This is a genomic window from Buttiauxella sp. (assembly GCF_035271705.1).
GTDB lineage: Bacteria > Pseudomonadota > Gammaproteobacteria > Enterobacterales > Enterobacteriaceae > Buttiauxella.
Map to the genome: position 1 here is coordinate 1 of NZ_DATERI010000155.1, position 18,248 is coordinate 18,248.

The 18,248-nt window shown below is 49.8% G+C and carries 17 protein-coding genes; 15 read left to right on the forward strand and 2 right to left on the reverse strand.

The genetic code is table 11. The features are described 5' to 3' along the window. Positions 1–2: 2 nt before the first annotated feature. From araH to otsA, 3 genes are all read left to right on the forward strand, one after another. Positions 3–1,037, forward strand: coding sequence for an L-arabinose ABC transporter permease AraH (gene araH, locus VJY99_RS14175; protein WP_324119548.1), 1,035 nt, complete (start codon positions 3–5; stop codon positions 1,035–1,037). A gap of 201 nt (positions 1,038–1,238) precedes the next feature. Continuing rightward, positions 1,239–2,042, forward strand: coding sequence for a trehalose-phosphatase (gene otsB, locus VJY99_RS14180; protein WP_324119550.1), 804 nt, complete (start codon positions 1,239–1,241; stop codon positions 2,040–2,042). Further along, a complete protein-coding gene (otsA, locus tag VJY99_RS14185; protein WP_324119552.1) occupies positions 2,017–3,441 on the forward strand; it encodes an alpha,alpha-trehalose-phosphate synthase in 1,425 nt (474 codons plus the stop codon). Before otsB ends, otsA begins: the two co-directional genes overlap by 26 nt. A 159-nt stretch (positions 3,442–3,600) precedes the next feature. Here otsA and uspC read toward each other — a convergent pair whose 3' ends face one another. Next, the gene (uspC, locus tag VJY99_RS14190; RefSeq protein WP_324119554.1) at positions 3,601–4,023 is read right to left on the reverse strand and encodes a universal stress protein UspC; all 423 of its coding nucleotides are present in this window, start codon (positions 4,021–4,023) and stop codon (positions 3,601–3,603) included. 803 nt (positions 4,024–4,826) lie between these two features. Here uspC and flhD point away from each other — a divergent pair. From flhD to cheW, 6 genes are all read left to right on the forward strand, one after another. Next, positions 4,827–5,177: a flagellar transcriptional regulator FlhD gene (flhD, locus tag VJY99_RS14195; RefSeq protein WP_324119572.1), complete on the forward strand. Its 351-nt coding sequence runs from the start codon at positions 4,827–4,829 to the stop codon at positions 5,175–5,177. Positions 5,178–5,181: 4 nt separating this feature from the next. Then, on the forward strand, positions 5,182–5,760 hold the full coding sequence (gene flhC / locus VJY99_RS14200; protein ID WP_324119556.1) for a flagellar transcriptional regulator FlhC: 579 nt from the start codon (positions 5,182–5,184) through the stop codon (positions 5,758–5,760). A 129-nt stretch (positions 5,761–5,889) separates the two neighbouring features. Continuing rightward, positions 5,890–6,783: a flagellar motor stator protein MotA gene (gene motA, locus VJY99_RS14205; RefSeq protein WP_324119558.1), complete on the forward strand. Its 894-nt coding sequence runs from the start codon at positions 5,890–5,892 to the stop codon at positions 6,781–6,783. Continuing rightward, the gene (gene motB, locus VJY99_RS14210; RefSeq protein WP_324119560.1) at positions 6,780–7,709 is read left to right on the forward strand and encodes a flagellar motor protein MotB; all 930 of its coding nucleotides are present in this window, start codon (positions 6,780–6,782) and stop codon (positions 7,707–7,709) included. The genes motA and motB overlap by 4 nt, the downstream gene beginning before the upstream one ends. A gap of 10 nt (positions 7,710–7,719) precedes the next feature. Further along, positions 7,720–9,735 (forward strand): chemotaxis protein CheA, encoded by a 2,016-nt coding sequence (cheA, locus tag VJY99_RS14215; RefSeq protein ID WP_324119574.1) that lies wholly within the window; start codon positions 7,720–7,722, stop codon positions 9,733–9,735. Positions 9,736–9,763: 28 nt separating this feature from the next. After that, complete coding sequence (gene cheW, locus VJY99_RS14220; protein WP_324119562.1) at positions 9,764–10,264, forward strand: chemotaxis protein CheW; 501 nt, start codon at positions 9,764–9,766, stop codon at positions 10,262–10,264. Between the two features lie 50 nt (positions 10,265–10,314). On the opposite strand, the gene VJY99_RS14225 is transcribed toward cheW, so the two are convergent. Further along, a complete protein-coding gene (locus tag VJY99_RS14225; RefSeq protein ID WP_324119564.1) occupies positions 10,315–11,577 on the reverse strand; it encodes a dicarboxylate/amino acid:cation symporter in 1,263 nt (420 codons plus the stop codon). A gap of 433 nt (positions 11,578–12,010) precedes the next feature. Here VJY99_RS14225 and VJY99_RS14230 point away from each other — a divergent pair, with 433 nt between their 5' ends. The 6 genes from VJY99_RS14230 to VJY99_RS14255 all read left to right on the forward strand — a co-directional run. Then, positions 12,011–12,559 carry a Csu type fimbrial protein gene (locus VJY99_RS14230; protein WP_414641599.1) on the forward strand — a complete coding sequence of 183 codons (549 nt, stop codon included), beginning with the start codon at positions 12,011–12,013 and terminating at the stop codon, positions 12,557–12,559. A gap of 107 nt (positions 12,560–12,666) precedes the next feature. Then, positions 12,667–13,137, forward strand: coding sequence for a spore coat U domain-containing protein (locus VJY99_RS14235; protein ID WP_324119576.1), 471 nt, complete (start codon positions 12,667–12,669; stop codon positions 13,135–13,137). 18 nt (positions 13,138–13,155) lie between these two features. Continuing rightward, entirely contained in the window at positions 13,156–13,905 is a 750-nt protein-coding gene (locus VJY99_RS14240; RefSeq protein WP_324119578.1) for a molecular chaperone, read from the forward strand. Then, on the forward strand, positions 13,881–16,274 hold the full coding sequence (locus VJY99_RS14245; protein ID WP_324119568.1) for a fimbria/pilus outer membrane usher protein: 2,394 nt from the start codon (positions 13,881–13,883) through the stop codon (positions 16,272–16,274). Before VJY99_RS14240 ends, VJY99_RS14245 begins: the two co-directional genes overlap by 25 nt. Next, a complete protein-coding gene (locus tag VJY99_RS14250; protein WP_414641598.1) occupies positions 16,271–17,248 on the forward strand; it encodes a Csu type fimbrial protein in 978 nt (325 codons plus the stop codon). The genes VJY99_RS14245 and VJY99_RS14250 overlap by 4 nt, the downstream gene beginning before the upstream one ends. 119 nt (positions 17,249–17,367) lie before the next feature. Further along, on the forward strand, positions 17,368–18,248 hold an 881-nt coding region (locus VJY99_RS14255; protein ID WP_324119570.1), incomplete at its 3' end, for a Tar ligand binding domain-containing protein.

Consider the following 18,248-nt stretch of genomic DNA (forward strand, 5'->3'; position numbering starts at 1 on the left):
AAATGTCTGCATTAACTCCATCATCAACGAACGCATCATCAACGAAAGCATCATCAACAAATACATCATCCGGCGGCAGCAGCAAAAAGTCGTCCCTGAGTCTCGGGCGTATCTGGGACAACTACGGCATGCTAGTGGTGTTCGCGGTGCTGTTTATCGCCTGTGCCATTTTTGTACCCAATTTCTCTTCTTTTGTGAATATGAAGGGTTTGGGGCTGGCCATTTCGATGTCGGGAATGGTGGCTTGTGGCATGTTGTTCTGCCTGGCGTCAGGTGATTTCGACTTGTCCGTTGCCTCCGTGATTGCCTGCGCCGGGGTCACCACGGCGGTGGTTATCAATATGACCGAGAGCCTGTGGATTGGCGTGGCGGCAGGATTGTTGCTGGGTGTATTAAGTGGCCTGGTCAATGGTTTTGTCATCGCCAGGCTCAAAATCAACGCGTTGATTACAACACTTGCTACCATGCAGATTGTGCGCGGTCTGGCATACATTATTTCTGATGGTAAAGCGGTGGGCATCGAAGACGAACGTTTCTTTGCGCTGGGCTATGCAAACTGGTTAGGTCTGCCTGCGCCGATCTGGTTGACGGTGGGTTGCTTGATAATCTTTGGATTCTTACTCAACAAAACCACCTTTGGCCGTAACACGCTGGCGATTGGTGGCAATGAAGAAGCTGCGCGTTTGGCGGGTGTGCCGGTCGTGCGGACCAAAATCATCATCTTCATTCTCTCAGGGTTAGTCTCGGCAGCAGCAGGGATTATCCTGGCTTCACGTATGACTAGCGGCCAGCCGATGACCTCCATTGGCTACGAGTTGATTGTGATTTCGGCCTGTGTGTTAGGTGGTGTATCGCTCAAAGGAGGGATTGGTAAAATTTCCTTCGTAATTGCCGGTATCCTGATCCTCGGAACCGTAGAAAACGCCATGAACTTACTGAATATTTCGCCTTTCTCACAATATGTGGTGCGCGGTTTAATCCTGTTGGCTGCGGTTATCTTTGACCGTTACAAACAAAAAGCAAAACGCACGCTGTAGTAGGGCGGGAAGATTTCAGACCTGGTTGCCTGCTTGTTTTATTCTCTTCACTTCACTTACAAATCGCCAGGCGGGATGCTGCCTGGCGATTTATCCTAGAAAATTGCGACACCCGTCACTCTGTCTATACTTACATGGCTAATCATACTCTCTCGTTACCGGAACGGTGGCGTGATTAACCCTATTAAGGAGGAGCCGCTGGTGGCTGAAGTCTCATCTGTACCGCCTCTACTTTCAGGAAACCTTGCTTTTTTCTTTGACCTCGATGGCACGCTAGCAGAAATCAAACCCCATCCGGATCAAGTCTACATTCCGGCAGCAGTACGCACGTTGCTACAGAAAATATCCATCATGAGCGATGGGGCACTGGCATTGATTTCAGGGCGCTCAATGGTTGAGCTCGATAAGCTCGCGACACCATTTCACTTCCCGCTTGCGGGCGTACATGGGGCTGAGCGCCGTGACATCAATGATAAAACCCACGTTGTAACCCTACCGGAACCTGTCGTCGCAGCTCTTCAGAAGCAACTCAGTGAAGCACTATTGCAGTTCCCGGGTACGGAATTAGAAGCCAAGGGCATGGCCTTTGCGCTGCATTACCGCCAGGCACCCGAGGCGGCAGCGGCAATCTTACAATTGGCGCAATCAATGACGCGGCGTTATCCCGAACTGGCGTTGCAGCTGGGGAAATGTGTTGTGGAGTTGAAACCTTTGGGAATAGACAAGGGCGGTGCTATCCGCGCCTTTATGCAGGAATCCCCATTTGCGGGGCGCACTCCGGTATTTATTGGTGATGATCTGACAGACGAGGCGGGATTTAAACAGGTCAATGCCCTTGGTGGGTTGACCATAAAAGTCGGTGGTGGCGAGACAATTGCCCACTATCGACTGGCAAATGTTCGCATGGTTTATCACTGGCTTGGAAAACTAACGCATCACATAGAACAACAAAAGTCAGATATTTTAACGGGAGAAGATTATGAGTCGCTTAGTCGTAGTCTCTAATCGCATTGCACCACCAGATGATAAGAAGACCAGTGCCGGTGGCCTGGCAGTGGGTATTTTAGGCGCGTTAAAAGCCGCGGGTGGACTATGGTTTGGCTGGAGCGGCGAGGTGGGGAATCCCGATGCCGCATTAAAAAAGACCAAACGAGGTAATATTACCTGGGCGTCATTCAATCTGAGCCAGCAAGATTACGAAAGCTATTACCTGCAATTCTCAAATGCCGTACTTTGGCCCGCGTTTCACTATCGTTTGGATCTGGTCGATTACCAACGCGAAGCCTGGGAAGGTTATCGTCGGGTCAATACGTTGCTGGCAAGCAAGCTAAAACCGCTGCTGGAAAAAGACGATATCCTGTGGGTGCATGACTACCATTTGCTGCCCTTTGCCGCCGAATGTCGCAAACAGGGGCTCGATCATCGTATTGGATTCTTCTTACATATTCCGTTCCCAACCCCTGAAATTTTCAACGCGTTGCCGCCGCATCAAGAGCTCATCGAAGCGCTGTGTGAATACGATTTATTGGGCTTCCAGACTGAAAACGATCGTCAGGCTTTCCTTGATTGTGTCGCCACTCAGACACGCCTGGACCATCAGGGTAAAAACCAACATCAGGCGTTCGGTAACACGTTTCGCACCGAGGTTTACCCAATAGGCATTGAGCCGCAAGAGATCAAAAAGCACGCGCAAGGCCCGTTACCTCCTAAGCTTGCGCAACTTAAAGCCGAGTTGGGCAGTATCAAAAATATCTTCTCAGTGGAGCGACTGGATTATTCCAAAGGGTTGCCAGAGCGATTCCTCGCTTTTGAAGCGTTGCTGGAAAAATATCCGCAGCACCACGGTAAAATTCGTTATACGCAAATCGCGCCGACTTCGCGTGGCGATGTGCAGGCGTATCAGGACATTCGTCATCAACTGGAAACCGAAGCAGGGCGTATCAACGGTAAATACGGCCAACTAGGCTGGACGCCGCTGTACTATTTAAACCAGCACTTTGACCGCAAGTTGGTGATGAAAGTGTTTCGTCACGCTGATGTCGGTTTGGTTACACCGCTGCGTGATGGGATGAATCTCGTGGCTAAAGAGTATGTGGCCGCGCAAGACCCGGCAAATCCAGGTGTACTGGTGTTGTCGAAGTTTGCCGGGGCGGCGAATGAACTGTCGTCGGCACTTATTGTTAATCCCTACGACCGTGATGATGTCGCGGGGGCACTGGATCGCGCGTTAACGATGCCGCTCGCCGAACGTATCTCGCGCCATAGCGAAATGATGGCGGTGATTGAAAAGAACGATATTCATCACTGGCAAAAGAGGTTTATTGATGATTTAAAGCAGGCAGCGCCACGCAGTGACGAGTCACATTTTGACAAAAAGGTGGCGACGTTTCCAAAGTTGGCGTGAGCTTTCCACTAGCGTACCGGGATAAATGGTGAAGGTAACAAGGGTATCGAAGCACCTTGATACCTTCTTTATCGGGTGTAGATGTAATATGAAATAGTAAATTGTGTCTAAACTTGTCTTTTTCTCGTCCAAAAGGACGATCTTTATCTTAAACTCCCCTTAACTCAGCGGGACCAACAGCACATCCACCTTGCTAGACTCGACTACCGCCTTCGCGGAGCAAACTATCTTGCTGATAAAGGTGTGGTTGTGGTTACCGCAAATCACTAAATCCACAGAGCCCTGATCACATATTGCCAGAATATGTTCGCTTAATTCCCCGGTAGCAATGACGGTTTTGCCTATCGGGTAGTTGGCTTTCTCAACCAATTCATCAATAAAAATCTGCGTCTCTTCAAACATTAATTCCCGTAGATTTTCCAGCATTGGCGCGGCAAATTGATTATAGAGTTCAGGTTCTGAAGCAAGCGTAATCAGGGTGATTTGCCCATTAACGGGTTGGGCGATTGAAACTGCCCGGGCGACCAGCAAATGACTTTCAGGACTGACTGCGACAGCAACCAGTATATGTTGGTAACTCATTACAAACTCCTGTTGTCTGATAACCAGACAGTGCGAATGTGTCGTAGATAAGTTAACTTTTCTGCCCAAGGATAGTAACCACAAGAAATGTGAGCACGCTCACGGGAAATGCATTAGAAACACTAATGTAAATGAGTTGTAAATGGAACGTAATGCAATAACTGCTCATTTATCCATCAAACTATCGTATTATTTTTTCTTCATACTACCGCTTCTGGCTTCAGCTAAGAATTTATTCTATCTCACCAATAAAATATTACTTTACAAAGTGTCATACACTGAATTCTTTGTTCTTGTCAGGGTTTTAGTTTGATTTGCGAAAAATACCAGATAAATCACATAGCTAAGCTAGGTTCTGGAACCAATTGAACGAGTCATTCATTAGATTGATAGCCAGAAGAAACGGGAATGCCATATTAACATGACGGATTTTCCGAAGTTGATTGTAAAGCGCTCAATTGAAAAGTCCTGCTGATGTTTCAAGGGAATACATAAATCAAATATATGTGATTTAGATCACATAAACCTTAAAAGTTGGCGGTTCCTGCATTGTATGTCTATGGGGCTACGGGTAGAGTTTGCCCGAATTAGGAAAAGTCTTAATTTATTACAAAAATTATGCGCACGGATACGACAAACAACAAGGAAGTGTCCACCGTACTTTTCACTCGGTGGATTCAGTACATCCGATCGCTGATTACAAGAATATTTTACCTTGTTTTAATTTTAACCGGAACTTTCCGGCGACTCACGGGGTGCGGTACCGCCGCATTTGTAAAAGCTAGATTTTCAGGATGAACAAAATGCATACGTCCGAGTTGTTAAAACATATCTACGATATTAATTTGTCGTATTTACTCCTTGCACAGCGTCTTATTAGTGGCGACAAAGCTTCCGCAATGTTCCGTTTGGGTGTGACCGAAGAAATGGCCAACAGTCTCAGCGGGTTAACATTGCCACAAATGGTAAAACTTGCGGAAACCAATCAGCTCATTTGCCAGTTCCGTTTTAGTGATAACCAAACTATTACACGTTTAACACAAGATTCACGTGTGGATGATTTACAGCAAATTCATACAGGCATTTTGTTATCCACCCGCTTATTAAATGAGGTGTCCCAGATAGACGAGGCATCTCGCAAAAAAAGGGCATAACAAAATGAGCGAGAAAAGTATTGTTCAGGAAGCCCGCGATATCCAATTGGCGATGGAATTAATCACGCTTGGCGCTAGATTGCAGATGCTTGAAAGCGAAACACAATTAAGCCGTGGCAGACTAATCAAACTTTATAAAGAGCTCCGTGGCAGTCCTCCTCCGAAAGGAATGCTGCCTTTTTCTACCGACTGGTTTATGACGTGGGAGCAAAATATTCATGCTTCCATGTTTTGCAACTCATGGCAGTTTTTATTACGCACCGGATTATGTACTGGCGTTGATGCGGTCATCAAAGCTTACCGTCTGTATCTTGAACAGTGTCCACCGCAAGAAAGCGGTCCGCTATTGGCGCTGACGCGTGCCTGGACGCTAGTCCGTTTTGTTGAAAGTAATATGCTTGAATTGAACCGCTGCAACTGCTGTGGTGGCAACTTTATCACCCATGCCCACCAACCCGCAGGCAGCTTTGCTTGTAGTTTGTGCCAGCCTCCTTCCAGAGCAGTAAAAAGACGTAAACTTTCCATAAATACTGCCGATATTATTCCACAACTGCTGGATGAACAGGTCAAACAGGCCGTTTAACAGTTCGGTGTGGATAAACACTCCAGCAGCGATAAGCAATTATCGCTGCTTTTTTTTTGCCCCGCGCCTGATTGTTATCACCTTTGATTTGTGATTCCTCGTCACAATTAACAGCAGAAGGATGTACACGTGCTGATTGTAATAGGTTATCTGGTCGTTCTTGCGACAGTATTCGGTGGCTATATGATGACCGGGGGGCATCTTGGCGCACTCTATCAGCCAGCTGAATTTATCATCATTGGTGGGGCAGGGATTGGGGCCTTTATCGTTGGCAATAACGGTAAAGCGATTAAAGGGACGATAAAAGCACTGCCATTACTTTTTCGTCGTTCGAAATATACCAAAAGTATGTATATGGATCTCATGGCCTTGCTTTATCGCTTGATGGCGAAGTCACGCCAACAAGGGATGTTTTCGCTCGAACGTGATATCGAAAACCCTAAAGAGAGCGAAATATTCGCCAGCTACCCGCGTATTTTAGCCGACTCTCTGATGCTGGATTTTATTATTGATTATCTGCGCCTCATCATCAGCGGGAATATGAACTCGTTTGAAATTGAAGCGTTGATGGATGAAGAAATTGAAACCCATGAAAGTGAAGCGGAAATACCGGCAAATAGCCTGGCAATAATGGGAGATTCCCTTCCGGCATTCGGGATTGTTGCAGCGGTAATGGGGGTGGTGCACGCACTGGCTTCAGCGGACAGACCAGCAGGTGAACTGGGATCGCTGATTGCGCACGCCATGGTCGGGACTTTCCTTGGGATTTTACTGGCCTACGGATTTATCTCGCCACTGGCGACCGTGCTGCGTCAAAAAAGTGCTGAAACCACCAAAATGATGCAGTGCGTGAAAGTGACATTACTGTCCAGTCTCAACGGTTATGCACCGCCAATCGCCGTCGAATTTGGCCGTAAAACACTTTATTCCAGTGAGCGTCCTTCGTTCATAGAACTTGAAGAGCATGTGCGTGCCGTTCGTTCGCCGAACGCGCAGCAGCGTGCCACGGAAGAAGAAGTATGAAGCACAATGCGCGCCCCATTGTTGTCGTAAAACGACGCAAGCACAAAGGCCACGGCGGTGGCGCGCACGGTTCATGGAAAATTGCTTATGCGGATTTCATGACCGCAATGATGGCTTTTTTTCTCGTTATGTGGCTGATTTCAATCTCCAGCCCTAAAGAACTGATGCAAATTGCCGACTACTTCCGTACACCACTTTCCGCCGCAATTACCGGTGGGCAACGCATCGCCGACAGCCAAAGTCCTATTCCTGGTGGCGGCGATGATGTAACCCAACAACAGGGCGAAGTGAAAAGACAACCAAACATTGAGGATCTGAGGAAACGGATGGAAACCCGTCGCCTCAAAAGCCTGGCAGATAAGCTGGATCAACTGATTGAAGCCGACCCTAAGTTGCGGGCAATGCGCCCGCATCTGCAGATAAACCTGGTTCAAGAGGGGCTTAGGATCCAAATTATTGACAGCCAGAATCGTCCAATGTTTAAGAATGGCAGTGCTGAGGTTGAACCTTACATGCGCGATATTCTGCGCAGCATTGCACCATTACTGAATGAGTTTCCTAATAAAATTAGTTTATCGGGTCACACTGACGATTTGCCTTATGCCATGGGAGAGCGTGGTTATAGCAACTGGGAATTGTCTGCTGACAGGGCAAATAGTTCGCGACGTGAACTGATGTCGGGTGGGCTTATCGACGGCAAAGTCCTGCGTGTTGTGGGTATGGCATCTACCATGCGCCTAACCAACCGCGGCGCTGACGATGCGATTAACCGCCGCATTAGTTTACTGGTACTGAACAAACAAGCTGAAGAGGCCATCGTGCACGAAAACGCAGAAAGCGATAATCAGCCACTAAGCATTCTCCAACAACCTGTGACCGTCGAACCGGCGCAGAACACATTACCGCCACAATCCGGTACGAGGTGATAGCGTGAGTATGGATATCAGCGATTTTTACCAAACATTTTTTGACGAGGCCGACGAGCTACTGGCTGATATGGAGCAACACCTGCTGAATCTGGTGCCTGAAGCGCCAGATTCAGAGCAGCTCAACGCCATATTTCGTGCTGCACACTCGATCAAAGGAGGCGCGGGTACATTCGGCTTCTCCATTTTGCAGGAAACCACGCACCTAATGGAAAACCTGTTGGACGAAGCGCGACGCGGTGAGATGCAACTTAACACCGATATTATCAACCTGTTTTTGGAAACCAAAGATATTATGCAAGAACAGTTGGACGCTTATAAAAGCTCCCAGGAACCGGATGCCGAGAGTTTCGACTATATCTGCAAAGCGTTACGCCAACTGGCTCTGGAAGCCAAAGGCGAAGCACCTGCGCACGGCACAAAATTAACGGTGGTTGAGACAGAAACTGTTGAATCGCGTCCAGCCAGTGACGGCCATGTCCGCATTGCCATTAGTGGTCTGAAAGCCAGCGAACGCAATTTGTTGATCGAAGAGCTATCAAACCTCGGCTCGATTAGCGATGTCGAACAAGGTGAAGATTCAGTCACGGCGACGTTAGAAACTACCGTCAGCGCCGATGACATCACCGCTGTGCTCTGTTTTGTTATCGAACCCGAACAAATTGCATTTTTGCCGTTAACGGCAAGCAGCGCTGTCGCTGATGTTGCGGTGGTTGAAACACCGGTTGCCGTTGCCGTGAATGCACCGCAACCCGTGGCTAAAGTGGTGAAAGAAGTCGCGCCTGCGGCACCTGTCTCACCGCGTAGCGAAAGAGAAGCTAAAGCGCCGCGCGTCAGCGAATCGAGCAGTATTCGTGTCGCCGTAGAAAAGGTCGATCAGCTCATTAACCTGGTGGGCGAACTGGTTATCACTCAGTCGATGTTAGCCCAACGTTCCAACGAGCTTGACCCGGTTCAACATGGCGAATTGATTACCAGCATGGGGCAGTTACAACGTAACGCCCGTGATTTGCAAGAGTCGGTGATGTCTATCCGTATGATGCCAATGGAATATGTCTTCAGTCGCTTCCCGCGTCTGGTGCGTGATCTGGCAAGTAAATTGGATAAACAAGTTGAACTGACATTGCAAGGTAGCTCGACTGAGCTGGATAAAAGTTTAATCGAACGCATTATCGACCCGCTGACTCACCTGGTACGTAATAGTCTCGACCACGGTATCGAATCACCGGATAAACGCCTTGCGGCGGGTAAGTCTGCGGTGGGTAATTTGATTCTTTCAGCAGAGCATCAGGGCGGGAATATCTGCATTGAAGTTTCTGACGATGGTGCCGGTCTGAACCGTGAACGCATTCTTGCCAAAGCGCTATCGCAAGGCATGCCGGTACACGAAAACATGTCTGACGATGAAGTGGGGATGCTGATTTTTGCCCCTGGATTCTCGACCGCCGAGCAAGTCACGGATGTGTCCGGACGTGGTGTGGGTATGGACGTGGTGAAACGTAACATCCAGGAAATGGGTGGCCATGTCGAAATCAAATCCCAGGCCAATGTCGGCACGACTATCCGTATTTTGCTGCCGCTGACACTGGCCATTCTTGATGGGATGTCAGTAAAAGTCTGCAACGAAGTCTTTATTTTGCCGCTCAACGCAGTGATGGAATCGTTACAGCCGAAGGAAGATGTTCTGCATCCTCTGGCCGGTGGTGAGCGCGTGCTGGAAGTGCGTGGCGAATACTTGCCGCTGGTTGAATTGTGGAAAGTGTTCGATGTTGCTGGGGCAAAAACTGAAGCGACGCAAGGTATCGTGGTGATTTTGCAAAGCGCCGGACGGCGTTACGCACTGCTGGTTGATCAATTAATTGGTCAGCATCAAGTGGTGGTGAAAAACCTCGAAAGCAACTATCGCAAAGTGCCGGGCATTTCGGCTGCAACCATTCTCGGTGATGGCAGTGTCGCGCTGATTGTTGATGTTTCAGCACTGCAAGGTTTGAATCGTGAACAACGTATGGCTGGCCACGCCGCCTAATCCTCCGGGTTTGATAATAGGAAATTAAATGACTGGATTAACCAATGTGACTAAATTGACCGGGGAAACAGTAGGGCAAGAGTTCCTCGTTTTCACCCTCGGTGACGAAGAATACGGCATCGACATTTTAAAAGTGCAGGAAATCCGCGGTTACGATCAAGTGACGCGTATTGCTAACACACCTGCATTTATTAAAGGGGTGACGAACCTGCGCGGTGTGATTGTGCCCATCCTCGATCTGCGAATTAAGTTTGCGCAAGATGACGTGGAATACAACGATAACACGGTTGTTATCGTGCTGAACTTTGGCCAGCGTGTTGTGGGTATCGTGGTGGATGGCGTGTCTGATGTCTTGTCTCTGACTGCAGAACAAATCCGCCCGGCACCAGAATTTGCTGTAACGCTTTCAACGGAATATCTGACCGGCCTGGGTGCACTGGGTGAACGTATGCTGATTTTGGTTAATATCGAGAAGCTGCTCAATAGCGAAGAGATGGCACTGATCGATGATGTAAGCCGCGTGGCCTAGTATTGTAGGGCGGATGAGCGCAAACGCCATCCGCCACTATCACCGGTAAATCACGCCTCTACCTGTTCACCTGCTTCAATTGACTCTTCCATCTCACCTTCATTTTTCGACAGCATCGCCGTCGCCACACCATTACCTAGCACGTTAATCGCTGAACGGCCCATATCCAGGAAGTGGTCAATACCCATCAACAGTAAAATACCCGCCACCGGAATATTAAAACTCGGAATGGTTGCGGCCAGCACCACCAACGCTGAACGTGGCACACCTGCGATACCTTTGGACGCCAGCATCAATGTCAGCATCAGAACCACAATCTCAGAGAACGTCAGATGGATGTTATACGCCTGTGCAATAAACATTGAGGCAAAAGAGCAATACACCATTGAGCCGACCAGGTTGAATGAATAACCCATTGGCAGCACGAAAGAAGCGATGTTACGAGAACACCCAAATCGAGTCAGTTGATCAAGTGTTTTAGGGTAAGCCGCTTCGGAGCTGCTGGTGGTAAAGGCCACCAGAACGGGATCTTTGAGCATGGTAATCAGACGGAATACATCACGCTTGAGCACCATGTAGCCGACACCAATCAACACCATACACGTCAGAATGATCGCCAGATAGTAACCGCCGATGAACGAGGCGTAGTTGAGCAAAATACCCAAGCCTTCGGTGGCAATCACAGAAGAAATAGCAGCAAAAATTGCCAGTGGTGCCACGTACATGACGTAGCCCGTCACTTTCAGCATGATGTGGGAAACCACATCCAGTGCCGCGACTAATGGTGAGGTGAATTTCTCCCCCAGTGATGCCCCGGCAATCCCGAAGAACAACGAGAACACCACAATTTGCAAGATTTCGTTATTCGACATCGCACCTGCGATGCTGGTCGGAATGGTGTGTGAGATAAAGGCTTTTAGGTTCATACCGCTCACGGCAAGGCCGGTTTGCACATCCCCTGTTGGAATCTGGAGATTCATGCCAGCGCCCGGTTGCTGGAGCGTGACGATAAACAAACCCACCAGAATGGAAAGGATAGAAGAGGAGATAAACCACACCATCGCTTTACCACCGACGCGGCCAATGGTTGAGGTTTCACCCATCTTCATGATGCCAACCGTCAAGGTGCTAAACACCAGAGGGGCGATGACCATTTTGATCAGGCGTAAAAAAATGTCGGTAAATAGCGTGATGTTATCGGCATAACTTTTGATGTTGTCTGCGGCGGCATATTCATGGATGGCGGCCCCTGAGAGAATACCCGCGAACATGAAGAGCAGAATAAATAGCGTGAGTTTGTTTGAACTAGACAATTACGTAGTAACCCCATTGATTGATTGAGTGATTATTATTTAACCCATTGAGATATATGTAATTATTATGATTTCTCAATTTATATTCGGCCCATAAATTGAAGCAAATGACGTCTGGATTCAACAATTTTTTACTTTTTGTCGCATTTGTTAAATCAGCAGAGTTTATGTAACAGCGTGATTACCATCACGAAAATAATATTAATATTTACGCAAAAATAGCAGAGTGATTCTGCGAATTTGTAGTTAGTGTTTTGATTATAAAGCAAAATATTTTGCAATAAGGCGTTCGGCTGATTTGATGCACACTTTCTGGTTATTCCTGAATTCCTAAACTAAATTTCAGTAAGTTAGCGGATTCAGCACCCGACTGTTGAAGGGGATCGGTTGTGCAACAAAATGAGGCTTAACAATGAAAGCACACACACTCTTAATGCTTTGTGGTAGTGGTTTACTTTGTGGCATAACCGGGGCGCAGGCGGTGACCAGTAATGGGACCATCAATGCGACACTCACTCTGACTAATGGCTGCCTGATTAACGGCTCACCTGCTCAGAATGGCATCAATTTTGGCACACTGGATTTTGGCGAACATCCGGCAACCTTCTCGACGCTGACCACGGAATTATCTGGTGCAGCAGGCGGCAACAGCTTTGGAATCCAATGTACCACCGGTTCGACTTACGCCGTTCAGGTGACGGGCAGCACCAACAGCGCGCCGGGCACCACTGTCGGCACTCCAGGAACACCCGCCCGCTATCTGGTCAACACCTCTGACGCGACACAAGGTGTGGCGTACAGCATCTATAGCGACAGCGCATTCAGTAATGTCATCACCAACAATGCAGCCATCCCGAAAGCCTCCACCACCGCTGGTGTCGATAATTACAGTGTTTACGGGCGTATTCAGGGTGGGGGAGACAGCGTGACTGTGAAACCAGGGACATACACGGACGTGATTAACGTCAGTGTGACCTACTAACCCGTCCGGGTCCCTTTTAGGATTTCCATTTCATGGATTAACAGCAGGCAATGACCACTGCTGAGGGCCGCGCTTTGCATAAAATTCACGCCGGGCTTTTGGGGCTGATGGTTGTGATGCCAGCCTATTCAGCCACCACGCAGTCATTTCAGGTTGGGGCCACCATCACGCCGGGTTGTTCTGTCGCCAGTGGTAGCGGTGGCAATTTTGGTAGCCTGAATTTTGGCACGCACAGCGGGGTGGAAAGTGGCATCGCCAGCAACGCATTTATACCAAACACCTCGCTGGAACTGGCTTGTACGCCAGGAGTGGCGTTAAGCATGTCCATTGATGGCGGCAAAAATTACACCTCAATACGCAATATGGTGCGCACCGGCAGCAGTGAAAAAGTGCCATACCGCCTGTATACCAGCGGTGCACTGACAGCCAACACAGAAATTCTGGTGAATCAGGGGGTGGCGATGACCTACAGCAACAGTAACAACATTACGTTGCCTATTTTTGGGGCGGCACAATTAACCGGCATGAGTCCGGCAGGGGTTTATACCGACCAACTTACTGTGACCTTGTCATGGTAAAAAAGGGAGAAAACAATGATGCAATGGCGCTCGCGTACACTATTTTTCGCAGCAGGCTTATCAGTCAGCGCACAAGTGCTGGCGGCAGGAAACATCCTGATTTGGCCGATAGATCCCTACCTTGATTCCGATGCCAAAGCCGCAGAATTGTGGATCCAAAACCAAAGCGACAGCGCAACCACCATGCAGGTGCGGGTGGTTGGCTGGCAGCAACAACAAGGGCATGAAAAATATCAAGCGCAGCAGGATGTGGTCGCCAGCCCGCCCATTGTGCGCATTGAAGGGGGCGGCAAACAGCTTATCCGGCTGATCAAACAGAACGTGGTGCCGTCAGGTCAGGAGCTGGCATACCGGATTGTTGTGGATGAAATTCCCCAGCCTGCGGACAGCAACAAACCGCAAATGGGTTTGAAGTTGCAAATGCGCTACTCCATCCCGCTCTTTTCTTATGGCGCGGGTATGCAAATCGAAAAAGCCGCCAGCAACCATGCGAATACCGAACCGGCGAAATTGTCGTGGCGTGTGGTGAATGAAAATGGCCAGCCCACCTTACAAGTCTCTAATCGCGGGAATATCCATGCGCGACTGAGTAACGTGACATTACGCCAGGGGAGTCAGCAACGTGCATTGACCGACGGGCTGATGGGCTATGTATTACCCGGTAGCCAGCGTGAATGGCCGTTACCGGCATCGTTCACCCGACCTGACCATCTGTCAGCAACGATCAATGCTCGTTCTGGGCAATGGCAATCCTCTCCGGTCAATTGAGCCGATTACTTGTGGCCATGCTTATCTTATCTTTGCCGCTAAGTAGCCATGGCGCGCAGCAAGATGACGCATTGCCCCCGCCGCCGGATGCGGACGCTCTGAACTCCTCAGCGATGTTCCATTTGTCGTTGGTGTTTAACCAGTGGGATAGCGGTTTGGTAGTGCCAGTGACTCAGCGTAACGGGCAATTTTTTGTCAGCCGCGCGGATTTACAACGCGCCGGATTGCCGGGGGATAAATTTACCACTGATGAGGTGAATGTCTCGGCGCTTAACGGTGTGAAAACTCAATACGACAGCAGCGGTCAACGCCTGTTAATGGCCGTTCCCAACGAGTGGTTACCCAGCCAGGCCATTTTGTTGGGCAAGCAGGATGCGAGTTTTAAACCGTTAAGCGGCAACGGGGCGCTGCTCAATTACGACATTTATGCCAACCATTCACAAAATAGCGGCAGTCAGGCCACGGTTTGGCATGAGTTACGGGTGTTTGGCGGCAATCTCAGCCTCTCTTCAACCGGCACGTATCGACAGGATCTCTCCGACTACGAGGCCGGAGGCACCGAAGGCTATCTGCGCTACGACACCACCTTAACCGGCACCGATGAAGATGACATCATTAGCTGGTCAGCAGGGGATGTGGTGAGTGACGCATTAAGCTGGAGCAACAGTGTGCGCATGGGCGGCATTTCAATTGGCCGTGATTTCTCATTACGCCCGGATTTAATCACCTATCCGTTACCGGCATTTTCCGGTGAAGCGGCGGTGCCTTCCACCGTCGATGTGTTTATCAATGGCTATCGCAGCGGCAGTACCCAGCTGCAACCCGGCCCGTTTACCTTAACCAATCTTCCTTACATCAATGGCTCCGGCGATGCGGTGCTGGTGACCACCGATGCGTTAGGGCGCCAGGTCTCCACCACGCTGCCGTTTTATGTCGCAAGCCAACTGCTGAAACCCGGCTTGAGCGACGGCGCGTTCACCCTAGGCAGTTTGCGGCGTGACTATGGCATCGAAAACTTTTCCTATGGTCCTGCGGCAGCCAGTGGTTCTTATCGTTACGGGGTTAATGATTACTGGACGCTGGAAAGCCACGCAGAAGGAGCGCAATCGCTGGCGCTGGGTGGGGTCGGGACGCTGGTGAAACTCGGGAATTTTGGCGTGGTGAACGGGGCTTATTCGCGCAGTGAAATGCGCGGGCAGGGTGGACAGCAGGTGAACTGGGGTTATCAATACAACACCGAATGGTTCAACATCGGCACCCAGCATAGCCACCGTGATCGGGGGTTCGGCAACCTCGCGCTCTATGATTCTCCTGACATGTATGACGAAAACAACCAACCGATAGCCAGCCTCAGTCGCAGCACCGACCAATACTCACTCTCTTTTAACCTCGGTGGCTATGGCAGCCTCGGTGCCGCGTGGATTGATATTCGCAGTTTCGATGATGAAAAAACGCAGTTGCTGAATCTATCGTGGAGCAAAAATCTGTGGGGAAACAGCAGCTTTTATCTCGCGGCCAGCCACGATCCGGCGCAAAACGGCTGGAGTCTGGCGCTGTCATTGCAGGTGCCTTTTGGCGCGGAAGAAAGCGCCGCGTTTAGCGTCGAAAGCACACCTGATGCGGGCAGTACGCAGCGGGTCAATTACAACCACGCGATGCCGAGCAACGGCGGTTTTAGCTGGAATCTTGCCTATGCACATCAGAGCGACACCGACGATTATCAACAGGCAACGCTTGGCTGGCGCAACAATAAAGTGGAATTACAGGGCGGCGTTTACGGGCAGCGTGATAACTACACCCAGTGGGGCGAAATGTCCGGTGCACTGGTGATGATGGATAACACATGGCTTGCGGCGAACCGGGTTAACGATGCCTTTATGGTGGTCAGCACCGATGGTTTTGGTGATGTGACGGTGAATTTTGAAAACCAGCCAGTGGGTACCACCGACGATGACGGCTACCTGCTGATAAGCGGCGTCTCGTCTTATTATCCGGCGAACTACAGCATCAATACTCTGAATCTGCCTGCGGATACGCGGATTAAAGATACCGAGCACCGCGTAGCCTTGCGCCGTCACAGCGGATATGTCCTCCATTTCCCGATGCAGCAGCAGCGCGTCGCGAGTGTGATTTTGCAAGACAGCAACGGCAAAGATTTGCCGCTATCAAGCCAGGTTTACCGCTCTTTGCAACCGCCTGCGCCAGTGGGTTACGACGGAATTGTCTATCTCGAAAACCTCAGTGATGTGAATCCACTGACCGTCACTTTGCCGGATGGAAAACGTTGCCGCGTCACATTAACGCTGGATAAGAATCCCGACCGTAAGCTGAAAACATACGGCCCGCTGGTCTGCCGGGACGGCGCATGATGTTCGCGCGCGGGCTGTGGATTTTGCTGGCCGTCGTGCTGCTGCAAATCACGATGCCTGCGCAAGCGGACTGTCGCTTGAGTGGTGTGAATGGTACGTTTGGCACCCAAAGCTCGTTTGTGGTGGGTTCCACCGTGCAGAACACCAGTACCTCCATTTCCGTTGATTGCGATTCGGTGCTGAATTTGCTCACCGCCGACTCGATAAAACTCACCTATCTGGGGGCAACGCCTGCCGTCACGGGGACTCGTGGCCTACTCAGGCGTACCGACGACGCCAGCAACCCGGATAACGTCCCGGTGGTAGTGTGTGTCGAGTCGGGATGCGCGGGGAGCAGTGAAGTCCAGGTCGGCGGGAGTTACACCTGGAGTGGCGGCACACTACTGAGTTTGCTGGCCAGCAAACGCTATACCTTGCCAATTTACCTGCGCACGATTGCCGGGCAAAACATCAGTGCCGGGTCATACAGCGTGGTGCTAAATTTCCGTATTGACTGGAATGTGTGCAGTCTTGGCGTCGCAGTTTGCCTGGCTTACCAGACCGGCAGTGGCTCGCTGGGCACCACTGTTTCACTGACGGTCTCCAACGATTGCAGCACGATAACTGCCCCTCCAGTCAATTTCGATAGTGCACCGTTGGTACAAAACTTTAAAAGTGTCTCACAAAGCATTGCTGTGACCTGTACTAAAGGCAGTACTTACACCGTCGGTATTAGCAATGGCGCGAATGTCTCGGGAACGGTACGACGAATGAAAAGTGGTAATAACTATATGAGTTATGAAATCTATAAATCCAATGGTACTGACCGCTGGGGCAGCCTCGGTGCAGAACGTTGGGATAGTTCTGCATCATCGGATTTGAGCAGTGACGGTTTACTGCGTAACTACAATTACGTGGCAAAAGTGCTGACGACGCAAACCACACCTCCCGCCGGAAGCTACTCCGATACGCTAGTGGTGGATGTCGCTTTTTAACTGACTTGATCATGTCGGATAAACGCATCACCATCCGACAATCGACGCCAAAAGTTTGACGTAAAGTTTCCAGGGCGCATGCCGATAACACTCATAAGAAATAATTTAAAGGGTGTTATATGTTGAACCGTATTCGCGTTGTCACCATGTTAATGATGGTGCTGGTGGTGTTCGCGCTCCTCCAACTCATCTCTGGCGGAATGTTTTTTAACTCACTTAAACAAAACAGTGACAGTTTTAAAGTGTCCAGAGAGTTACGTGTTCAGCAATCCGAACTGGCTGACACGTGGGAATTGATGTTGCAAACGCGCATCAACCTGAGCCGTTCCGCTGCCCGCATGTTGATGGATAGCAGCAATGGGCAAAGTGCGGCAAAAACCGATCTCTTAAATAACGCCAAAAAATCTCTGGCTGAAGCGCAAACGCATTACAACGCGTTCAAACAAATCCCCGCGATTAACCCAGAGCTAGAAACCCTGGTGAAGGGTATTGACGACGATTACCAGAGCTATAACCAGGCGTTGAGCGAACTGGTGGGTTATCTGGAAAGCGGCAACATGGATGCCTATTTTGCACAGTCCACGCAAGGACTGCAAAACGCCCTCCAGACTGAATATGGCAAATACATCGACTTGAACGACCGCATGTACGAGCAGTCGTATATTTCCAGCACCCAAGATTACAACTTTGCTAAATGGCAAATCGGCGGGCTGGCGTTGGCACTCTTCGCGGTGATTATTCTGGTGTGGTTCGGTATGCGCCGCATCCTGCTACAACCGTTGTCTGTGATTATCGGCCATATCCGTGAAATCGCTGATGGTAACCTGACGGAAAAAATCGTTTCCACCGGTCGAAATGAAATGAGCGAACTGATTTCCAGCGTTCGCCACATGCAGCAAGAACTGATTGTTACCGTCGGCAGTGTACGTGATGGTTCCGATGCGATTTATAGCGGTGCCACTGAAATTGCTGCGGGAAATAATGACCTCTCCTCCCGTAC